This window comes from Emticicia sp. MM (assembly GCF_001649495.1).
This window is the reverse complement of sequence record NZ_LXHX01000017.1, coordinates 1-20941: the sequence shown is the minus strand read 5'-3', so window position 1 is coordinate 20941 and position 20941 is coordinate 1. Positions and strand designations below refer to the sequence as shown.

Genomic DNA, 20941 nt, shown 5'->3' with positions numbered 1-20941 from the left:
TAAATAAAAAAGAGGTGTCGGAAATTCCGACACCTCTTTTTTGTGCTTAACCTCACTTAATATCTATATTTGGTACCTTCAAAATCAAATATTAACTGCTGACTACCATCAGGTTTTTGAATATAAATTTTGTTCTCTTCATTAAGATTTACCCTCTGAATTATTTCAGAATCTTTAGGTAAATAAAAATTCGTTAACTGTGCATCAACCACTGAATAACTCGGCATTCCAAGCCCTCCCCTCTTTTCAACAAATACCGAAGGGTACAAAACTGTATCGCCTTTAGCATAATTTTTAATAATTAAATTGGCTGAAGTTTGGTAAGGATTCTCTTTGCGAGGCTCAGGAAATGACATAAAATATCGAGGGGCTTTATCATTCCAAACATTGTTTACTAATTTCAAAATCATTAAAAACTGAATTGCCCAAATAAGGAGAATTGGAAATCTGATAATATTAGCCTTTTTAAAAAGGTTTTGTATTAGTAAAGCCAATAATACCAAAGAAAAACTATAAGAATAGGCTACATATCTTGGCATGATTCTAAAAGTATTGCCATCTTGAAAGGCAAATACAGTCAGTGTAAAGATTGGAATAAAAGAAAGCATGAGTAAGAAAACATGAAGCTTTATTGCATTAATATTACTAGCTTTTCTTAAATCCCAAATATAAATACCAAGTACGAAGAGCGAAGCTAATATCGTAGCGATAAATGTTTTCTTATGAAAAACCGAAATTGTTGGATAGCCATCAATTGAAAGGTACATCGCTGAAATTACATATCTAAGTTGTTTAAGAATATTCTTTGGATTTGCCAAACTCAAATAATCATCTGGTGTTTCTAGAGCCATTTGATTATAAACTTTTACACTATTTGAAACATAATCAATCAACCACCTACCCCCATCTGATTTAAGCCATAAAGCCACTCCTCCAACTGAAATAAAAGCTGCCAATATAAAACCAATATATCCTCTTTTCTTACGAAAAAACATTAATACAAAAATGGCATGAATAATAAACAAAGGAAAAGTTGCTAAATGACAAAGCTCACAAGCTAAGACACTAAGGCTATAAGCTAAATACTTCCACTTGGGTTTCTGGTCACTCTCTTCTTCATTGATTAATTGTAATAACAAATGAGTAGCCAACAACGCAAAAAACATATTCATGCTATAATTACGTGCCACTTGCGAATAATTGATGTAAAAAGGAGAAATAGCAGCCAAGAAAGCCACCAAAAGTGCTAAGTTTTTTGAGTGGAAATGTTGCTTTACGAATATAAACAATAAGATAATCGTAAAGAGATTAAATAGTAGCGAAGGAAACCTTAAACTCGTATCTGAAACACCAAATAATTTTGTCCAGAAATGCAGAGAATAGGTATAAAGAGCTCCGTTTCCTGTATCTAAACGAGCAATTGAGTCAAAAAAATCAGGCAATGATTTCTCTGACCAAAATTCTTTTGGTGTGAAATAAGGGTTATTAGGCTTTCGGACTGAATCGTGCTGGTTATTACCCTCATAAGTAACAAACTGGCTCACGAAGAGAGAATATTTCTCATCGCCTGCCAGTCCGTGAGCTCCAATTTTATAAAATCTTAAAGCAAATGCCATCAAAAGAATTCCAATGAGTATTAAGATGGCATTTTGCCTAATAAGCTGCTGTATTTGCATTTATTAGTTATTTTTTAAGTCTGCAATTGTCTGAATCGGATTCTCAGAGCTAAACACAAAACTTCCTGCTACAAGAGCATTTGCTCCTGCATCTACCAAAAGTTTGGCATTTTTTGAATTAACGCCCCCATCAATTTCAATCATTACTGAAGGTGACATTTTGCGTACTTTTCTTACTTTTTCGTAAGTATGTTCAATAAATTTCTGCCCACCAAAGCCTGGGTTCACTGACATAATAAGCACCATATCAATATCATGAATGATATCTTCCAAAACATTTACAGGCGTGTGTGGATTAAGTGCAACACCAGCCTTACAACCTAAATCTTTTATTTGCTGAATTGTGCGGTGTAAATGTGGACAAGCCTCATAATGTACCGTTAAGATTTCAGCTCCTAATTTCTTGAAAGTTTCTAAATATCTTTCAGGTTGAACAATCATTAAGTGAACATCAAGTGGCTTTTTTGCATGGCGTTGAATTGCCTCCAAAACTGGCATTCCGAAAGAGATATTTGGCACAAAAACGCCATCCATTATATCAATATGAAACCAATCTGCCTGCGACGCATTAAGCATTTCACAGTCACGTTGAAGATTTGCAAAATCTGCGGCTAAAACTGAAGGGGCAATAATTACCTCGTTTGAAAGAGAACTCATAAAATTTTGAATGTTTTTTGCAAAGTTAGGGCTAAAAGTCGTGGGACGAAATTTTATTTTGTTCAAATCCTTCCAAAAGGTAATTCTAAAAAATAAAAGTGCCACAATTTATTATCAACGATAACAAATTGTGGCCGATATGCACAATTCAGAGAATTGTGTTACCTATTATTTTTCGCGGTACAAAACTTCATCAATTAAACCATAAGTTTTGGCTTCTTCTGCTTTCATCCAATAATCACGGTCAGAGTCTTGCTCGATTTGCTCAAGAGTTTTTCCTGTATGATTTGCTAAAATTTCGTACAATTCACGACGTAGTTTGATAATTTCTTTCACCGTAATCTCCATATCGCGTGATTGACCCTGTGCTCCACCACTTGGTTGGTGAATCATTACACGTGCGTGTGGTAAAGCCGAACGTTTTCCAGCAGCACCACCAGCCAATAATACAGCCCCCATTGACGCAGCTAATGAAGTACAAATAGTAGCAACATCTGGACGAACATATTGCATGGTATCATACATACCCAAACCCGCATAAACCGAACCACCAGGGCTATTAATATACATTAAAACATCTTTTTTCGCATCAACCGACTCTAAAAATAATAATTGAGCCACAACCACGTTTGCCACGTAATCATCTACACCCGTTCCTAAAAAGATGATGCGGTCCATAATCAAACGAGAGAAAACGTCGATGGCAGCAAAACGCATCGGACGCTCTTCGATGATATTAGGAGTCATATTCTGAACGTTGTGCTTAATGTAATCGTCAATTCCTAGACCACTCATGCCCATGTGATGTACGGCATACTTACGAAATTCTTCTCCAAAATTCATATTTTTGCTATTTTTACTTGTTATCTATTATTAGTAATTGTATCAATAAAACGATTCGTTTCTTACCAAAGTTCAATTCAGAACTTTATAAGTTGCCGAATTGTTCGATACAAAGATGTTAATTCTTTTAGAAATTTGTAGTCAGAATTTCAGATATTTTCTCGGTAAAAGCAACATTTACCAAAATAATTTTCTTTTACAATTTCAAAATACTTTGTAAGGCACTCATATATAGATAATTACGATACATGAATACAGGTGATAGAATCAGACAAATTAGATTTCAGAAAGGCTATTCACAAGAAAATATGGCCGATATGCTTGGTATTTCAACCACCGCTTATGGTGATATCGAACGTAATAAAACCGACTTAACTATTTCAAGAGCCAATGAAATAGCGAAGATATTGGGCGTGAATATTATTGAATTATTGAAAGAAGATGTTCCTGTTTTGAAAGTTGAAAGTCAAGAACTAAATTCTTCGGAAAAACTTCAGCTCGAAAACGATAAATTGAAGGCCGAATTAGAAAAATGGCAAGTCGTAGCAGCGTATTGGAAGGAAAAATATGAAAGTCGTTTTGCAGGAAATGTCTTAAAAATAATTACAGAAGAACCCGAAAGAAGAAAAATTGGATTTTAATCTTGCTGAGGAATAACAAAGCAATGCAAAAATTCATCACATTTTCGAGTATTTCTGTAACATTTATATATTTTGCGTAAATTTTGAGCATAGTTTTGTTGAAAATTACGAAAAAGCTATGTACGAATCTTTAAAAAAATTTAGGCAAATTGAATTTGGAGTAATCCTTTTCGCTTTTGTTGTTTACATCACTCGGCGTTTATTTTACATTGCCGCTGATTTCGATTCTGATGTTACAAGAGTAGAAGACCTAGGCGTGCAACCATACATAATATGGAGAAATTTAGCATCTTATGACCACGTCCTTAACACAATTTTTCCAACTATTGCCTCTGCTATTTTATTCTTCTTAGCTTGGTATCTATTTCATTATGAAGCTTTCCCTCGTTGGAGAAATAAAGAATTAAAACAAAAATACATCTTTTATACTTCTTTGGTAGCCTCGGCCATTTTGGTTTTTGCGAGTGTTTTTGTTTATAACTACATGAAGCGTTACTGGGATTTTAGATATGATATTTTCCATGAAATTGTTGGATTTAAAGTTTTTTCATTATTCCGAAAACTTCACTTAATTACAAATACTTATGCGGGTATCATTGTTATTTTGCTGTATGAAGCAGTAACACAAGTTTTTTATCATAATCAAAAACTATACAATCAGTTTAAACAACCTAAACATCAGTTTTTTGGGTATTTTATTCTCAGTATCAGTCTTGCGTTAATTATTTTTTGGATGCTTCAAGGAAGTATTGCCAATTTGGTTATCAATGGCCGTGGAACTTTCCAGTCGATACTCATCATCATGTTGAGTATCGGTTTTCATTACTTATTTTTTAAGTTAATCATTCCATATTATGCCAAACTCGACTACAACAAACTAGATAATACATTATATGCTTTCTTTGGGTTTTGTGCCTATATTCTACTCGGCATTGTACTAATGGCCATTTGGATGATTATAGTTCGTGATTATGATTCTTTCTTAACGTTGTATGCAATTCCAAACATAATTGGATTATCTTCCGCTGGACTTCGTTGGGCTTTTTTCAATGAAAAACAAAATTTTGAAGTAAAGATTTCGCAAACTACTGCCGAATTAAATAATCTTCGCTCACAAATAAACCCTCATTTTTTATTCAATGCTTTAAATACTCTTTATTCTATTTCTCTGAAAGAACAAGCAGAACGCACCAGCGATGGTATTCAAAAACTAGGAGATATGATGCGTTTTATGCTGAATGAAAACCATCAAGAAAGAATCCCACTAAGCAAAGAAGTAGAATATTTGGAAAATTATATTGCAATCCAACGAATGAGAATTGATGAAAATCATAACATCGAGATAAAAGTAAATATTCAGCAACCCGAAAAAGATATTTTCATTGCACCAATGTTGCTAAACCCATTCATTGAAAATGCATTCAAACATGGAATTAGTTTTAGAAAGCCATCTTGGATATATATTACGCTAACGCAGGATACACAAAGACTTTATTTTAAAGTTCATAATTCAACACATCCTAAAAATGAACAAGATACAGAGCAGAAAAATCATGGTATTGGTCTTGAAAATGTAAAAAAACGTCTTGAATTGATTTATCCCAATCGGCATACACTTGATATTCAAGTATCAGATAATGATTATTTTGTATCTTTAATTTTAGGAATTTACTAAGGGTAAGCCCTTGATTAACCAAATATGAATATCTCTGCAATTGCGATAGACGACGAACCAAGAGCCTTAGAAGTAATCGAAATTCATGCTCAAAAAGTACCTTTTTTGGAGTTGAAAGCTACGTTTACTGACGCTTTTGAGGCAATTCCTTACTTGCAACAAAATAAAATAGACTTGATATTTTTAGATATAAAAATGCCTGACATTTCAGGTCTTGAATTTGTTGGGATTTTGCAAAAATCACCAATGATTATTTTTACAACCGCCTATTCGGAATATGCCGTTAATGGTTTTGAGCTAGATGCTGTTGATTACCTTTTAAAACCCTTTTCGCTTGTAAGATTTACCAAAGCTTGTAATAAAGCTTTAGAAATAAAAACACTTAAAAACGGAGCCACTGAACAGGACTTTATCTTTATAAAAACAGGATACGAGGAAGAAAAAGTTTTATTTGACGATATACTATATATAGAAGCAGAAGGAAATTATATGGCGTATGTGCTGGCGAATCGAAAACTACTTTGCCGACAAAATATTAGTGATTGTATCAATCAATTACCTAGTAATCAATTTGTTAGAATTCATCGTTCGTTTATTATCGCCTATAATAAAGTGCAAAAAATTACCCGCCAGTCGGTTTGGGTGGCGGGTAATGAAATATCAATTGGAGCATCTTACGAGGAGAAAATCCCAGAAATTAGGCAACGCCTCGGACTCTAAGCATTTATTTTCTTGAGTGCACTTTTCATTCCTTTTTCAATGGCTTTATATTCTTCTATTGTTTTTCCAATGTAAATAAAAGCAATATTGAAATGAGCATTTAACATCGACTTATTCAAACGATACGCTTCCCGCATTCTTCTTCGAATAAGATTTCGATCAACGGCGTGTTTGAACTGCCGTTTCGGTACCGAAAATAATACTTGCGTAGTTGAGTCTGTATCGGTAGATTCTTTGGGTTGAAAAACCACTCGCATCGGATAAGAAAAAACGCCCTCATTGGCAGAATTCTTTCTGTCAAAAAGCGTATCTATGACTTTTAAACTACAAAGTCGTTCGTTTTTCTTAAATGTATGCTTCATTGAATGGCAAACTTTTTCGTTTGCAAAAATATCATTTCGATAAAACAAAAAAGCCACCAAAAGGCGGCTTTCAATATCTTTTACATCAAATAGCTCTGTACTGATAAAAGATTACCTACTGACGGTTGTATTATTTATGCTTTTTCTCGTCAGAAACAGTCAATCTTTTTCTGCCTCTTGCACGACGTGCTGCCAATACTCGTCTTCCATTCGCCGTTTCCATACGCTCACGGAATCCGTGCTTATTACGACGCTTTCTATTTGATGGTTGGAATGTACGTTTCATTATATTTTGTTATTTTTGTTCTTGGAATTCTTAATTCGGGAGTGCAAAAGTACAAAATGTTTTTAAAAAGACAAAATCCTTACAGAAAATTTCTTATATGAACTACAAAATATATTCAAAAAATAAGTCGTCGCACTTTATTGATGTTGAGTTTCAAGTACAAAACGTTGAGAATGAGACACTTGAACTACAACTTCCAGCTTGGCGGCCTGGTAGATATGAACTACAAAATTTTGCTAAAAACATTCAAAAATTTGAAGTTTTTGATGCTGAAGGCAAGTTATTACCTGCACAAAAAATAAGTAAAGACCGCTGGAAAGTGCAAACAAACGGAGCAAAAGAGATAACAGCCAAATATAATTACTATGCAAATCTTATTAATGCGGGGAGTAGCTATGTTGATGAAAATATTTTGTATGTTAATCCAGTTAATATTTGCGTTTATGCTGAAGGTTTTATTAATGAGCCTTGTAAATTAGAGCTTTTCCTGCTTGAAAACCAAGTAATTGCGGGCCTCAATAATATTCAAAAAATAAGTAAGGGAAAGGCCGAAATTAATTTTAACGATTTTTATCATTTAGCAGACTCGCCATTTATTGTGAGTACCAATTTGAAACATGCGACTTACGAAGTTGATGTAGTAAAATTTAATCTTTGGTTTGAAGGTAATTTATCAAGAGAATATTTAGGGAAAATTAGTACTGATTTCAAGAAATTTACTGAAGAACAAATCAAGCTTTTCGGTGTATTTCCTGAAAAAGAATATCATTTTATTACTTGGATTTTACCAATTGCCTACTATCATGGTGTTGAACATCGAAGCTCAACGATGCAAGTTTTAGGCCCTGACGGTCAAGACTTTAATGGTTCACTGAGCGACGAGCTTTACATAGATTTACTAGGTTTGGCTTCACATGAGCTTTTCCATACTTGGAATATCTGTAAACTTCGACCAGTAGAGCTTCTCCCCTACGATTATACGAAAGAAAACTATTTCCCAACTTGTTTTGTGGCCGAAGGTGTAACCACCTATTACGGCGATTTAATGCTTTATCGCTCGGGCGTATTTGACGAAAAACAATATTTGAAAGAATTAGAAACTTATTACAAACGTCATTTCGACCATTCTGACCGTGCTTCGCAGTCTTTGGTTGAATCCTCATGGGATTTATGGCTCGATGGCTACACACAAAGCATTCCTGACCGAAAGGTATCGGTTTATCATAAAGGAGCTATTGCTGCACAAATATTAGATTTACATCTTCAACGAACCTCTGGAGGTAGTCGCTCGATAGATGATGTCATGAGAATCCTATGGCAACGTTTTGGGGCTTCCGAAAATGGAACCCCACTACGTGGTTATTCGATGCAAGATTATTTTGATATTTGTGAAGAAGTTGCTGGAGAGTCACTCACATGGTATTTTGAGCAATGTATTTTAGGTACTGAATCATTATTTGAATTATTAAATTCTTACCTTACATACATAAACTTACGACTTATCAGAAACGAAGAAAATTTAGTCCAATTGATAAAGTATCAATCTTAATAAAAATAAATGTATTCATTCGATTATCATTACCGAGTTCGCTATGCCGATATAGACCAAATGGGTTATATGTATTACGGAAATTACGCTAAACTCTATGAAATTGGTCGTGTTGAAGCCCTGCGTTCATTGGGTTTACGATACCGAGATTTGGAAGAAACAGGAATCATCATGCCCGTTTATGAAAATAAATCACGCTTCATTGCTCCTGCAAAATACGATAATTTGGTAACGATTCGGGTAATTATTAAAGAAATGCCTAAAGTGCGAATCATATTTAATTATGAAATATTTGATGAACAAGAAACACTTTTACATACGGGCGAAACTACTTTAGTTTTTGTCAAAACTTCAAACAATCGAATTGCAACCTGCCTGAAGGAAATTACGGATAGACTACTTCCATTTTTTTAGAGTTAAAATCAGGCACAACTTAGAGATGTGCCTGATTTTTTAAACCCAATAATCGCTTATAATTTTGGATGTTTCTTATGAAAATCAGTGGCATCTTGATAAGCTTTTGCCACTTGTAATAACTTCGCCTCTCCGAATAGTTTACCCATAAAAGTGATACTTACAGGACGGCCTTCTGAGCGAAAACCATTTGGTAAAACTACACATGGATGCCCAGTTAGGTTTGTCATCGTTAGGTTTTTACTAAACGAAGGCGTTATGTAAACATCAAGACCTTTAAGCGTTTTATCTAATTCTTGAATTAATAAAGTACGGTGGCGGTTTGCTTGTAAATATTCAACCGCAGGTACAAAACGAGCAGAACGGAAAGCATTTGGCCAAGCATTTTTACCTTGACGTACCATCAAATCATCTTTACCCGAACGAGTAAGTTCATCAAATGCTGCGGCAGCTTCAACACCTAATAAAAAGCTAATTTCATTTGAAGGTAATGTAGGCAGTTCAATCGGAACTAATTCGGCACCAAGTTTCTTCAGCATAGTTAAGGTTAAAGAATCGGTAGTTTTGTTAGGATATTTTCTTTCGAAATCACTTTTTACATACCCAATCTTCATTCCTTTAATACCTTTTGTGCCATCGTAATTAAAAGGAGCATTCATACAAGTAAAATCCTGATTATCAACACCCTGAATAATATTTTGCACAAGAGCACAATCTTCAACTGTTCGACAAATTGGCCCAAGTTTATCCATACTCCAACTCAAAGCCATCGCACCCGTGCGTGGTACACGTCCGAACGTAGGTCGTAAACCAGTTGTGCCACACTCAGTAGAGGGCGAAACAATCGAACCAAGTGTTTCACTTCCAATAGCAAATGGTAATAATCCAGCCGAAACAGCAGAAGCAGAGCCTGCTGACGAACCACTCGAACCACGTTTTAAGTCCCAAGGATTTAGTGTTTTACCACCAAACCAAACATCACCCATGGCCAATTCACCAAGCGTAAGTTTCGCACACAATACCGCACCCGCTTTTTCTAAACGCTGAATAACGGTGGCATTTTTATCAATCATTTGGTCTTTGTAAGGTACAGAACCCCAAGTAGTTTTATAGCCCTTCACCGCCAATAAATCTTTCGCTCCATAAGGTATTCCGTGTAGAAAACCTCTATACTTTCCAGACTTAATTTCTGCATCTGCTTGGGCTGCTTGTTTCAAGGCTAAATCTTCAGTAAATGAAACTACACAGTGCAATTGAGCATCATATTTCTTTAGTCTTTCCAAGAAAAATTTTGTCAACTCAAGTGATGAAATTTGTTTTGTACGCAATAATTCACCTAACTCTCTAACTGAATAAAAAGCTAAATCATCGCGATTGGCTGGCAGCTTTACGGTACCAATTTGTGAAGCTTTAAAGGGTTGATAATTTTTGTCAAATTCAAAACCAACTGGCAATGGATTGAAATAAAGTGCAGGAGAAACACTATTATCTAAAGGAAATTTTCTCATGGCCTCAAAATCCTTACGATTATCGTTCAAATCATTGAGCATCGAATCGGCTTCGGCGTCAGTAAAATCAATTCCTAAGATTTTTTCAGCTTGGTTAACCACATCAACAGTAAGTGGAGGTAACTCAACTACTTTAGAAATAAAAGCCCCTAAGGTAAGTGAAAATAAACAGGCTACGGGTAAAATTAGTTTTTTCATTTTGCTGATGATAGATTTTAAAATCACAATTTACAGAAAAACAAGTTTAAATAGAAAAGAGATTTTTGTATTTACCTATACAAACAATTTTGTGAGTATATTAGCCTTCGAATTGGAAAATTTTTCTTCATCAATTGAAAAAACATCTACTTATGAAAAGAATAGCTTACTATGCTGCTGTTTTAGGTATCGTTTGTACACATCTTGTGCATGCTCAAAGTGTTGATAATTTAAAAAAACATATTTCTTATTTAGCTTCTGATAAATTAGAAGGAAGAGGAACTGGCACCGAGGGAGGCAAAACAGCAGCCGCTTACTTAGAAAAACAATTCAAAAAAATAGGTTTGAAACCTTATGGTGATAAAGGGAGCTATTTACAAGAATTCCCTGCAAAAAAAGGGCTTCCCCCAAACGTAAGTTATGTACAAGCTACTAATGTGGTTGGCTTTTTAGATAATGGCTCAGATAAAACCATTGTGATTGGAGCCCACTATGACCACCTCGGCAAAGGCGACCAAGGGAGTTCGCTTGAAGCAAATTCAGCAGGTTTGATTCATAATGGGGCTGATGACAACGCTTCTGGAACAGCTGGATTGATTGAATTAGCGAAGTTTTATGCCAAAAACAAAATCAAAGAAAAACACAATTTCTTATTCATCGGATTTTCGGGTGAAGAATTGGGCTTAATTGGCTCAAAATATTACGCAGATAATGCCACAATTGACCTAAAGAGTGTCAACTGTATGATAAATATGGATATGATTGGCAGATACAGAGATGACAAAGGTTTAACAATCGGAGGCTGGGGTACAAGTAGTTTTTGGGGTAAAAATATGCCTCAATTAGCACTAAATCAAGGAGTTAAATACAATGTCGATTCTGCGGGTGTAGGGCCTTCAGACCATACTTCGTTTTACTTAAAAAATCTTCCTGTATTGTTTTTCTTTACAGGTGCTCACCAAGAATACCATAAGCCAAGCGATGATGCGAATTTAATCAATTATGAAGGCGAGCTAAAGGTTTTAGAACTAGCTAAAGGTATTATTGAGAAAATTGATGAATCACCCAAACTTGATTTTATACAAGTAGCTAATAATCCGCATGCTGGCAATGCACGCAGTAGTTTTAAAGTAACCATGGGTATTATTCCTGACTATGCTTTTGATAAAGGTGGTGTAAAAGTAGATGGCGTAACCAAAGGAAGACCAGCCGAAAAAGCGGGTTTACAAACAGGTGATGTTATCTTAAAATTGGGCGATAACACAACCAATGATGTACAAGAATACATGAAAGCACTCGGTAAATTTGAAAAAGGCCAAACGATTGATGCCGAAATCAAGCGTGGTGCAGAAAAAATTATACTGAAAATTACTTTCTAATGAAAAAAAGTGCGGTAGTCTCAGCTACCGCACTTTTTCTTATTTTAAAATACTAGTTCTAAACCTAGTTTTTCTCTCAATTCATACAAGGCTGGATTTTTATTAGCTAAGTATTCAAACTTCTCTTGGGCGGTATATGGCCTACGCTCACTGATTGTTTCAAGCATTTCTGCTGTAATTTGTATCGACACATTTCTTAATCTCTGACGCAAGAAAGTAGCCAGGTCCTGCTTGATTTGTGTAAGCGTATCCATTTGAATTTGATTATCTAAATGCAAATGAAAAGTAGTATCATTCAACTCAAAATCTCGCTTAAGCATTACCCGCAAAGTTTCTAAATCGCTTTCATTAGCGAAAGCAAATAGAGCCTGTTGGGCAGCTTCAAATGTAAACGGCTCGTTATAATTAAATAAATTAGTATCGGCATTATTATTTGGAACTGACTCATTGGTCTTTGGATTAAAAACCGATGATTCGATATCAACCGTTGAGCGGAGCTTTGAAGAAGCCATCGAAGGTCGAGCAGACTGAAATCCCGGTGTAGGGCTCGGAATATTCGGCATCGAAATATTCTTCGGCCCAACTACTGGTACGGTAGGTACATAACTTGGTGGAGCCTGTGAAGTAGTTGTTTGTGTAACTGCCGCTGGAATCGGTTTTTGTTCAGAAATCGTTTCCGTTCTTACAGCTAAATTAGTATTTTTTTTTTCTTCCCTACTACTAGGAAGTTCACTCAAATTCAAAACTTGTTGAATCTGTGCCAGTTTCATCAAGCCAATTTCTACATGTAAACGCTGGTTTTTCGCCGATTTATAATTGATATCTAACTGACTACCAATACTCAATGATGAGAAGATATAACCCAGCGAGAGTTTACCTGATTGCTCAATATATCGTTGTTGAATTGATTCAGCAACTTGCAAAAGTTTTACGGTTTGTGGGTCTTTACTTACCATCAAATTACGAAAATGCTCATTCAGACCAACAACAAATTGATGACCATCGAAACCTTTTTCCAAAATTTCATTGAATAATAAAAACGCCTCCGAAACCTTACTTTCTGCCAAAGCATCGGTCATTTGAAAATAATAATCGTAATCAAGAATATGTAAATTATCTAAGACCGCTTGATACGTTAGTCCATTTCCAGAAGAGAACGTTACGTTCAAATCAAACATTGAAAGAGCATCACGTAAACCACCATCGGCTTTTTGAGCAATTAACTCAAGTGCCTGATAATCAGCTTTTATATTTTCTTTAATAGCTACATTAGCCAAATGGTCGGCAATGTCTTTGATTTGAATACGGTTAAAATCAAAAATCTGACAACGACTTAAAATAGTGGGTAGAATCTTGTGTTTTTCCGTAGTTGCTAAAATAAAAATAGCATAACTTGGCGGCTCTTCGAGGGTTTTCAAAAAAGCATTGAAAGCTGCCTGCGAGAGCATGTGAACCTCGTCAATGATATATATTTTATACTTGCCCGATTGAGGAGGAAAACGTACTTGGTCAGTCAGATTACGAATATCTTCTACTGAGTTATTCGAAGCCGCATCAAGCTCATGAATATTGAAAGAAGCATTGTTGTTGAAGCTCTTACAAGATTCACACTCATTACAAGGAGAAATATCTTCGGTTAGATTTTGGCAATTTATGGTTTTAGCCAAAATTCTAGCACAAGTTGTTTTACCTACCCCACGTGGGCCACAAAACAAAAAAGCTTGAGCCAAATGATTGGTTCGAATGGCGTTTTGTAAAGTAGTTGTGATGTGCGACTGACCTACGACTGTATCAAAAGTGATAGGACGGTATTTTCGGGCCGAAACAACAAATTTTTCCATGCTGCAATTTACAAAAAAATTAGGATTCTAAGTGTTTTTGGCTTTTCAATCAATGTAATTATTTACTTTTGCGAAAGAAAAAACAATAGAAAATGAGCAATAAATTAAGCATCAAAGCCTTTAATCATGTGGCTTTGCAAATTAGTGAAATAGAAAGAAGTAGAAGGTTTTACGGAGAAATTCTTGATCTAAAAGAAATCCCAACACCTAATTTTGATTATCCAGTTATTTGGTTCGATTTAGGAAATGGCCGAGAACTCCACTTGATAGGTCGTCAACCAGAGCGAACTTTTACCCCAGTAAGAAGCAATCACTTTGCTTTGGAGGTAAGTGATGTTTATTTAGCTGAAAAAGTTTTGATAGAATACGGAGTAAAGTATTTCCCAATAAAAGCACGACCAGATGGCATATTACAGCTTTTTTTGAATGACCCCGATGGAAATTTTATTGAACTTTGCCAAATTTAATTACTAAACATTGCTTTTAAGGCTCCCCAAAGTACCTTTTTCAATTCGAGATTGGTATCAAGCACACGCAGTTCATCAGAAAGAAGAAAATCTACACCCGCTATCTGTTTGGGTTGATAAATATTTAGGAGAATATTCCAGTTCAAACGCCCTAACCCTACCCCAAAGCTAATTACTTTTTTGGTAATTGCTTGTGAGACAAAAGTCTGATAATCAGGCATATGTACTTTACTTAATTCTATTAAATCTACTTGTTCAATTGTTAGTCCGATAGCACCCAAAATCTTTACCAATAATGCTTTTTCTGAATCTGAAATCGTATCAGCTAAAATCAGAACTTGATTTCGGAATTTGAAGGTTGGAATGGTAGGTTTCACAACTTTCTCTAGTTGAGTTGGAGTAGAAGTTGGCTCTTGCACAAGCACTTTTGGCTCAATATGAGGTTTTGTTTCCATAACTTTAGGGCTATCGGAAACTACATTTTTATAGAGCGTTTCGTTACTAAAAAGATAATTGGCAAGATTTGAAGTCATAGTTTTAGTATTATTGAACAGGCTTTAAACCTGTCATTTTACACCATAAGCATTTAGATATCATACAAAATAAATGTGCCACATTTAGAAAACGAGGCACATTTATCAAGCAAATAGCATTTTTCTTAATTAACGTAAAATGATTTCTTCACGGTCAGGACCAGTAGAAATAAAGCTAATTGGCACCTCGAGTGTTTTTTCCAAATAATTTACGTAATCAGCTAATTCGGTAGGAATTTGCTTAAACGAACGCATACCTTCCAAAGAGCATTTCCAACCTTTAAAAGTAGTGTAAATTGGTTCTACTTCAATATCAGTTAAATCAAATGGCATTTGTTCGGTTACGGTTCCATCTGGCAAACGATAATGTGTACAAACATTAATCTCATCTAAGAAATTAAGCACATCTACTTTCATCATCACCAATTTAGTCACGCCATTGAGCATGATGCTATATTTAAGAGCTGGTAAATCTAACCAACCAGTACGACGAGGACGACCAGTAGTTGCTCCAAACTCACGTCCTTCTTGACGAATTTTCTCACCTAAATCATTATCTAACTCGGTTGGAAAAGGACCGCTTCCCACACGTGTACAATACGCTTTAAAAATCCCGTAAACTTCACCGATTGTATTTGGTGCAACGCCCAAACCAGAGCAAACTCCAGCAGCAGTTGTATTCGAACTTGTAACAAACGGATATGAACCAAAATCAATATCGAGCAATGAGCCTTGAGCTCCTTCTGCTAAGATTTTTTGACCATCTTTCAAAGATTGATTTACTACGTATTCGGTGTCTTGTAAGTTAAATTCTTTCAAAAATTCAACCGCAGCAAAAAAATCTTTTTCCGCTTCCGCTAAATCATACTCGAATTGGTAAAAATCTAAGATTTGGGTATGTTTTTCAACCAAAGACTTGTACTTTTCTTCAAAATTTGGAGAAACGATATCACCCAAACGAAGACCTTGGCGAGCAACTTTATCAGAATACGCTGGTCCGATTCCTTTAAGAGTAGAACCAATTTTAGCTGCACCTTTGGCTTTTTCATAAGCTGCATCGAGCAAACGATGCGTAGGAATAATGATGGCTGTTTTCTTAGAAATAACTAAATTTTTCTTCAAATCAAGGTTATATTTACCTAAACCATCAATTTCTTTTTTGAAAATAATGGGGTCGAGCACAACACCATTACCAATGATATTCAAACAATCTGGGCGAAAAACACCCGACGGAATTTGGTGCAATACGTGTTTGAAACCGTTGAATTCGAGTGTATGACCGGCATTGGGTCCTCCTTGAAAACGTGCAACTACTTCATAATCCGGAGCAAGTACATCAACAATTTTGCCTTTGCCTTCATCGCCCCACTGTAAGCCTAAAAGAATGTCAACCATTTTGAAATTGTAAGAATTAAGAATGTAGAATTACCTTATTCTACGAATAAAACTAAGTATTTATTTTCAACAACTAAAATCATCATCTCGCTTTCAAAACTTTTGAGATTAAGAAGCTTCTTTGGTTTTGTGCTCGCAATCTGTTCGTTCGCAAGTTCCATAGAAAATCAACGAATGATGCATCACTTTAAATTTCAGCATATCACCAACCATATTTTGGATATTTTGTACTCGTGGGTCACAAAATTCCATTACTTTATGGCAATCTACACAAATGAGGTGGTCATGTTGTTTCGAGCCATAGGCTTTTTCGTATTGAGCTAAGTTCTTACCAAACTGATGCTTTTTTACCAAATCACACTCAACCAATAAATCAAGGGTATTATAAACCGTGGCACGGCTTACTTGATATTTCTTATTTTTCATAGAAATATATAAATCCTCGACCTCAAAATGGTCATTTCTCGAATAAATTTCTTCTAAAATAGCGTACCTTTCGGGCGTTTTACGAAGCAATTTTGTTTCCAAATAAGCCGTAAAGATACTTTTTGCTGCTTCAAAATTTGAAGGATTAGAAACCATTTTACTAAATGCGTTTGACTATGATTTTAGGATAAAATTACTAATAAAATACAGAACTATCATCATTTAAAAATATAATGAAGCAATTAGCTATATTTTTTTCTATAAAGTCTTCGATAAATACAAAAAGCACCAAGGATAGATGGTGCTTTAAGGGTATCTTAAGAATATTAATCTTTAATTTAGATTTAAATTAAAGCCTATTAAGTGACTATCTGTTAGTCCAAATTGAATGTTATTAATCACACTTACTTTCTTCTTCTTTCTTTCTTTTGAGTTGTAGATATCAACAGCGTGTTGGGCCAGTTCATTGGAAGACTCTATCATACTTAGTCCACCTGCAACTAACCCTATTCCTATGAGTAGTTTAGGAAGACTACGAATTTTGTATTCGACAACTTTTCCATCTACTATACTTGTGGCGTCTTTTCCTTTTAATGCCACATATGCCAAACCTATTCCTCCAATTGTAACCACTGGACCTATCGGTTTTAGAATGTTAGACCACTTATATTTAATTAAAGATTGCTCAGTACCTTTAAACATGAATATATCGGTTACTCTTTGGGTAGAAAGTTTTATACCGTCTTTGTAAATTTTGGTAGTGATAAATACCCTTTTCGGATAAATTGTATCCTGCGTTGTTTGAGCAAAAGTATTTAGAACTGATAAAAAAAAGATAATTATAAAAAAAATGTATTTTTTCATTTGAATTTCAAGAATAAGCCAAGCCTTAGCTTGACAAGTAAGTGGGGATAAATTATAGTTAAGACTATTTCAAAGAAACTATCACTCCTATTGAGTTATTATTTGTAATGCCTAATTGAACTCTATCAATATAGCTCATTTTCTTACTCGAATTAATCATGTGGTTATAAACATCCACTGAATTTTTAACTAATAAATTCGATGAAAGAACCATATTAAAACCTAATACTAATAAGCCCGCTCCGGCGGCCATTTGTGGCAAACTCCTAAGTGTGTATTTCGTTTGTTTACCCTCAACTACGGTAATCACATCTAAACCCTTCACGCCTACGGCTATCAATCCTATTCCGCCCACCATTGCTACTCCTCCTGTTGGCCTTATAATATTAGACCATTTGTATTTGACTTTCGGAGCCCACGTATCGCCATACAAAACCAATACTTCTTTGCTCGTGAGTTTATTTGAATCTTTGTAAATGGCTGTTTTCCAAAATCCTTTTTTTGCATATAAGGTATCAGGTTTTTGAGCAAAGCTTTTTGCAGAACACAATAGCAAAGCCCAAACCATCAAAACAGTTGAGGTTTTCATTATAATAGGTTATTTTTTCTTTTTGGGTATTAATTTTACTCTAAATCAACGCGTGTTACTTTATTCATGCCTTCAATGCCATTGAGTTTTTGCATGAGGGTTTCAAGGTGGCGAGTATCTTGAATATAAAGTTTTATATCGCCTGTAAATATACCATCATTCGTATCAACCGCCAAAGAACGCATATTTATATGTAATTCGCTTGAAATTACTTTAGAAATATCTTGAATCATTCCCATACGGTCAAGACCATCGAGATGAATGGTTGCGACAAATGCTTTGGCAACTTGAGATGACCATCGAGCTTTTATAACCCGATTTCCATACTGAGATAATAGTTGCTGAGCATTGGGGCATGAGTTACGGTGAATCTTGATTCCTTCATTAATGGTCAAAAATCCAAAAACATCATCTCCTGGTATTGGGCTACAGCATTTGGCCAGTGTAAAATCAATCTCTTGTAAATCATCACCAATAAAAAGTGTATCTACCCCTTTTACCTTCTTAAATTCTTTTTCAAAGGCTTTAGCATCTAAAAATGCCTTATTATCTAGCTCAATTTTAGCTTGTTTATTCAAACGAGCCTCACGCTCAGTCTTGAACTTTTTAATTTCATCTGGTTGAATATAGCCCTTCCCAAAACTATAATATAAATCATTATAATCTTTTTTATTGAAATAAGCTCGAAGCTGATTGAGCGTTTCAAGGGTATTTTCGAGTCCTAATGTTTTTAACTTCTTTGTAATAATTTCTTTTCCATCACTGAAATAGATTTTATTTTCTTCTTTCAGTAAATCCTTAATTCGGGCCTTTGCTTTTGAGGTTGTCACGAAACGTAACCAATCCTCTGATGGTTTTTGGTTTTTGGTGGTTAGAATCTCAATCTGATCACCATTTTGCATCACATAACTAATAGGCACCAATTGACCATTTACCTTCCCTGCCGTACAACGCTTACCAATATCCGTATGTATTTCAAAGGCAAAGTCTAAAATTGTTGCCCCTTTTCGGAGCACCTTTAAATCTCCTTTTGGTGTAAAAACAAATACTTCTTCATTATAGAAATTTCCTCGAAAATCTTCCAAAAACTCAATGGCTGATTTATCACCCGACTCTAAAGTTTCTCGAACTTGATTAATCCAACGGTCGAGTGGGGCTTCCATTGAAGTATCATTCCCTTTATACTTAAAATGAGCTGCATAACCTCGCTCCGAAATTTCGTCCATGCGTTCAGTACGAATCTGTACTTCAACCCATTGACCAGTGTGGCTCATAACTGTTGTATGCAAAGATTCATAGCCATTAGCTTTCGGAATAGATATCCAATCTTTGAGGCGGTCTGGATTAGGCTTATATTCATCTGTTACGATTGAATACGCTTGCCAACAAGCCGATTTTTCTTTTTCGGCTGAAACTCCTTGCAAAATGACTCGAATAGCAAATAAATCAAAAATATCTTCAAAAGACTTTTTTTGATGTTTCAATTTATTCCAAATCGAATAGATATGCTTAGGGCGACCTTTAATAATAAAATCAATGCCAGCATCATGCAATTTTTTCTCAAGGGGCTTTATAAAAGTCTCAATGAAGCGGTCACGAGTAGCTTTAGTAGTTTTGAGTTTATTAGCAATATCTTTATATACTTCTGGTTCAGTATATTTTAAATATAAATCTTCAAGCTCTGACTTAATTTTATAAAGCCCCAAACGATGAGCCAATGGAGCATATATGAAAATTGTCTCGTGGGCAATCTTTAGTTGTGAATTACGAGCCATACTGCCGAGCGTACGCATATTATGCAGGCGGTCAGCGAGTTTTATTAAAATTACCCTCACATCTTCTGAAAGTGTAAGGAGCATTTTTCTAAAATTTTCAGCTTGAGCGGAAGTTCCTTGTTCGAAATTACCTGAAATCTTCGTAAGGCCATCAATGATACGAGCCACTTTCGAACCAAACTCCTGTTCGATATCTTTTAGTGTCATATCTGTATCTTCTACTACATCGTGCAATAAGGCACAAATAATAGAAGTAGCCCCCAGACCTATTTCTTCCACACAAATCAAGGCTACTTCAAGTGGGTGATAAATATAAGGCTCACCCGACTTACGTCGCATGTCTTTATGAGCTTCAACCGCAATATCAAATGCTTTTCTTATCTTTTGGGCGTCATCTCCTTTCAGAACTGGCTTGGCGGCTCTAAATAATTGGCGATACCGAGATAAAATTTCGTTGCGTTCTTTTTCTATATCAATCATTGAGCCTTGATGACTTACTTCGGTTGTATTGCTTACATCTTGTTCTACCACAGCGACCTCCTTTCTTTATTGTGTTTGTTGTATTTTCGTAACACTAAGTTAATAATTCAGTTTTTAGGAACAAATATTTTTCCAAGAATAGTCAACCTTAAAATATTCGATGAATATGGGTAAATATATTCTCAAAAAAAAATAAAATATTTTCTATACATCTATTGACAAGATAAAAAATACTCACTACCTTTGCAGCCCAAACAACAACGACCGAGTTCGGAATTGTCATGGAAATGCGGGCGTGGCGAAATTGGTAGACGTGCCAGACTTAGGATCTGGTGCCGCAAGGCGTGGGGGTTCGAGTCCCTCCGCCCGTACGAAGAAAAACCCTCTGAACCTTGCTTGGTTAGGGGGTTTTTTAGGTTATGTACTTGCCATTTACCTTTGGGTGTGGCACTTGGCTTTGCCTAAAGCCTTTTTTCAAAAATTTAGAAATCTTTTTAAAGCAAAAGCCGATGGCTTATCGCTAGAGGCCGAAAAATCAAAATAATCCTAAATGGAAACTACATTAGATAGAATTTCTTCTACTCAAGGCAAATTGAAAGTTTTTTTTTTTACCCTCACAGAAGCTGACTATAAGCCAGAGGTTGATAAAAAAATCAAACAATA

Annotated in this window: 20 protein-coding genes and 1 tRNA gene; 8 read left to right on the top strand and 13 right to left on the bottom strand. The window is 35.3% G+C overall.

Annotated elements, in window-relative coordinates:
* Positions 1 to 56 precede the first annotated feature (56 nt).
* The 3 genes from A6M55_RS02750 to A6M55_RS02740 all read right to left on the bottom strand — a co-directional run bounded on the left by A6M55_RS02750 (position 57) and on the right by A6M55_RS02740 (position 3176).
* Complete coding sequence (locus A6M55_RS02750) at positions 57 to 1676, bottom strand: glycosyltransferase family 39 protein (protein WP_064196361.1); 1620 nt, start codon at positions 1674 to 1676, stop codon at positions 57 to 59.
* 3 nt (positions 1677 to 1679) lie between these two features.
* Positions 1680 to 2333, bottom strand: coding sequence for a ribulose-phosphate 3-epimerase (rpe, locus tag A6M55_RS02745; RefSeq protein WP_015029782.1), 654 nt, complete (start codon positions 2331 to 2333; stop codon positions 1680 to 1682).
* A gap of 168 nt (positions 2334 to 2501) precedes the next feature.
* Positions 2502 to 3176 (bottom strand): ClpP family protease, encoded by a 675-nt coding sequence (locus A6M55_RS02740; RefSeq protein ID WP_015029781.1) that lies wholly within the window; start codon positions 3174 to 3176, stop codon positions 2502 to 2504.
* Between the two features lie 248 nt (positions 3177 to 3424).
* On the opposite strand from A6M55_RS02740, the gene A6M55_RS02735 reads away from it, so the two are divergent.
* From A6M55_RS02735 to A6M55_RS02725, 3 genes are all read left to right on the top strand, one after another.
* The gene (locus A6M55_RS02735; RefSeq protein ID WP_015029780.1) at positions 3425 to 3817 is read left to right on the top strand and encodes a helix-turn-helix domain-containing protein; all 393 of its coding nucleotides are present in this window, start codon (positions 3425 to 3427) and stop codon (positions 3815 to 3817) included.
* Between the two features lie 118 nt (positions 3818 to 3935).
* Complete coding sequence (locus tag A6M55_RS02730) at positions 3936 to 5492, top strand: sensor histidine kinase (RefSeq protein ID WP_064196360.1); 1557 nt, start codon at positions 3936 to 3938, stop codon at positions 5490 to 5492.
* Between the two features lie 24 nt (positions 5493 to 5516).
* Positions 5517 to 6212 carry a LytTR family DNA-binding domain-containing protein gene (locus A6M55_RS02725; RefSeq protein ID WP_015029778.1) on the top strand — a complete coding sequence of 232 codons (696 nt, stop codon included), beginning with the start codon at positions 5517 to 5519 and terminating at the stop codon, positions 6210 to 6212.
* Here the strand turns inward: A6M55_RS02725 and rnpA are convergent.
* Positions 6209 to 6574 (bottom strand): ribonuclease P protein component, encoded by a 366-nt coding sequence (gene rnpA, locus A6M55_RS02720; RefSeq protein ID WP_015029777.1) that lies wholly within the window; start codon positions 6572 to 6574, stop codon positions 6209 to 6211. The two genes, A6M55_RS02725 and rnpA, sit on opposite strands and share 4 nt — an antisense overlap.
* Positions 6575 to 6704: 130 nt before the next feature.
* Entirely contained in the window at positions 6705 to 6860 is a 156-nt protein-coding gene (gene rpmH, locus A6M55_RS17180; protein WP_015029776.1) for a 50S ribosomal protein L34, read from the bottom strand.
* A 97-nt stretch (positions 6861 to 6957) separates the two neighbouring features.
* Between rpmH and A6M55_RS02715 the strand changes: the two genes are divergently transcribed.
* Both A6M55_RS02715 and A6M55_RS02710 read left to right on the top strand, forming a co-directional pair.
* The gene (locus A6M55_RS02715; protein WP_064196359.1) at positions 6958 to 8409 is read left to right on the top strand and encodes a M61 family metallopeptidase; all 1452 of its coding nucleotides are present in this window, start codon (positions 6958 to 6960) and stop codon (positions 8407 to 8409) included.
* Between the two features lie 9 nt (positions 8410 to 8418).
* Positions 8419 to 8823 carry a thioesterase family protein gene (locus A6M55_RS02710; protein ID WP_064196358.1) on the top strand — a complete coding sequence of 135 codons (405 nt, stop codon included), beginning with the start codon at positions 8419 to 8421 and terminating at the stop codon, positions 8821 to 8823.
* 56 nt (positions 8824 to 8879) lie between these two features.
* Here A6M55_RS02710 and A6M55_RS02705 read toward each other — a convergent pair whose 3' ends face one another.
* On the bottom strand, positions 8880 to 10529 hold the full coding sequence (locus tag A6M55_RS02705) for an amidase (protein WP_064196357.1): 1650 nt from the start codon (positions 10527 to 10529) through the stop codon (positions 8880 to 8882).
* A 152-nt stretch (positions 10530 to 10681) separates the two neighbouring features.
* Here A6M55_RS02705 and A6M55_RS02700 point away from each other — a divergent pair, with 152 nt between their 5' ends.
* Positions 10682 to 11908, top strand: a complete 1227-nt coding sequence (locus A6M55_RS02700) for a M20/M25/M40 family metallo-hydrolase (protein ID WP_015029772.1) — start codon at positions 10682 to 10684, stop codon at positions 11906 to 11908.
* Positions 11909 to 11952: 44 nt separating this feature from the next.
* Here A6M55_RS02700 and A6M55_RS02695 read toward each other — a convergent pair whose 3' ends face one another.
* Positions 11953 to 13749 (bottom strand): DNA polymerase III subunit gamma/tau, encoded by a 1797-nt coding sequence (locus A6M55_RS02695; protein ID WP_064196356.1) that lies wholly within the window; start codon positions 13747 to 13749, stop codon positions 11953 to 11955.
* A 92-nt stretch (positions 13750 to 13841) separates the two neighbouring features.
* On the opposite strand from A6M55_RS02695, the gene A6M55_RS02690 reads away from it, so the two are divergent.
* Positions 13842 to 14216 (top strand): VOC family protein, encoded by a 375-nt coding sequence (locus A6M55_RS02690; protein ID WP_015029770.1) that lies wholly within the window; start codon positions 13842 to 13844, stop codon positions 14214 to 14216.
* On the opposite strand, the gene A6M55_RS02685 is transcribed toward A6M55_RS02690, so the two are convergent.
* The 6 genes from A6M55_RS02685 to A6M55_RS02660 all read right to left on the bottom strand — a co-directional run bounded on the left by A6M55_RS02685 (position 14213) and on the right by A6M55_RS02660 (position 20278).
* The gene (locus tag A6M55_RS02685; protein WP_064196355.1) at positions 14213 to 14749 is read right to left on the bottom strand and encodes a hypothetical protein; all 537 of its coding nucleotides are present in this window, start codon (positions 14747 to 14749) and stop codon (positions 14213 to 14215) included. The genes A6M55_RS02690 and A6M55_RS02685 overlap by 4 nt on opposite strands.
* Before the next feature lie 129 nt (positions 14750 to 14878).
* Complete coding sequence (locus A6M55_RS02680) at positions 14879 to 16144, bottom strand: adenylosuccinate synthase (RefSeq protein WP_015029768.1); 1266 nt, start codon at positions 16142 to 16144, stop codon at positions 14879 to 14881.
* Positions 16145 to 16252: 108 nt separating this feature from the next.
* Positions 16253 to 16726 carry a Fur family transcriptional regulator gene (locus tag A6M55_RS02675; RefSeq protein WP_015029767.1) on the bottom strand — a complete coding sequence of 158 codons (474 nt, stop codon included), beginning with the start codon at positions 16724 to 16726 and terminating at the stop codon, positions 16253 to 16255.
* Between the two features lie 177 nt (positions 16727 to 16903).
* A complete protein-coding gene (locus A6M55_RS02670) occupies positions 16904 to 17434 on the bottom strand; it encodes a hypothetical protein (RefSeq protein WP_064196354.1) in 531 nt (176 codons plus the stop codon).
* 64 nt (positions 17435 to 17498) lie between these two features.
* Positions 17499 to 18023, bottom strand: coding sequence for a hypothetical protein (locus A6M55_RS02665; protein ID WP_064196353.1), 525 nt, complete (start codon positions 18021 to 18023; stop codon positions 17499 to 17501).
* Between the two features lie 35 nt (positions 18024 to 18058).
* Positions 18059 to 20278, bottom strand: coding sequence for a bifunctional (p)ppGpp synthetase/guanosine-3',5'-bis(diphosphate) 3'-pyrophosphohydrolase (locus tag A6M55_RS02660; RefSeq protein WP_041694125.1), 2220 nt, complete (start codon positions 20276 to 20278; stop codon positions 18059 to 18061).
* A gap of 289 nt (positions 20279 to 20567) precedes the next feature.
* Here A6M55_RS02660 and A6M55_RS02655 point away from each other — a divergent pair.
* Positions 20568 to 20649: transfer RNA gene (locus A6M55_RS02655), tRNA-Leu, on the top strand.
* The last annotated feature ends 292 nt before the right edge of the window (positions 20650 to 20941 follow it).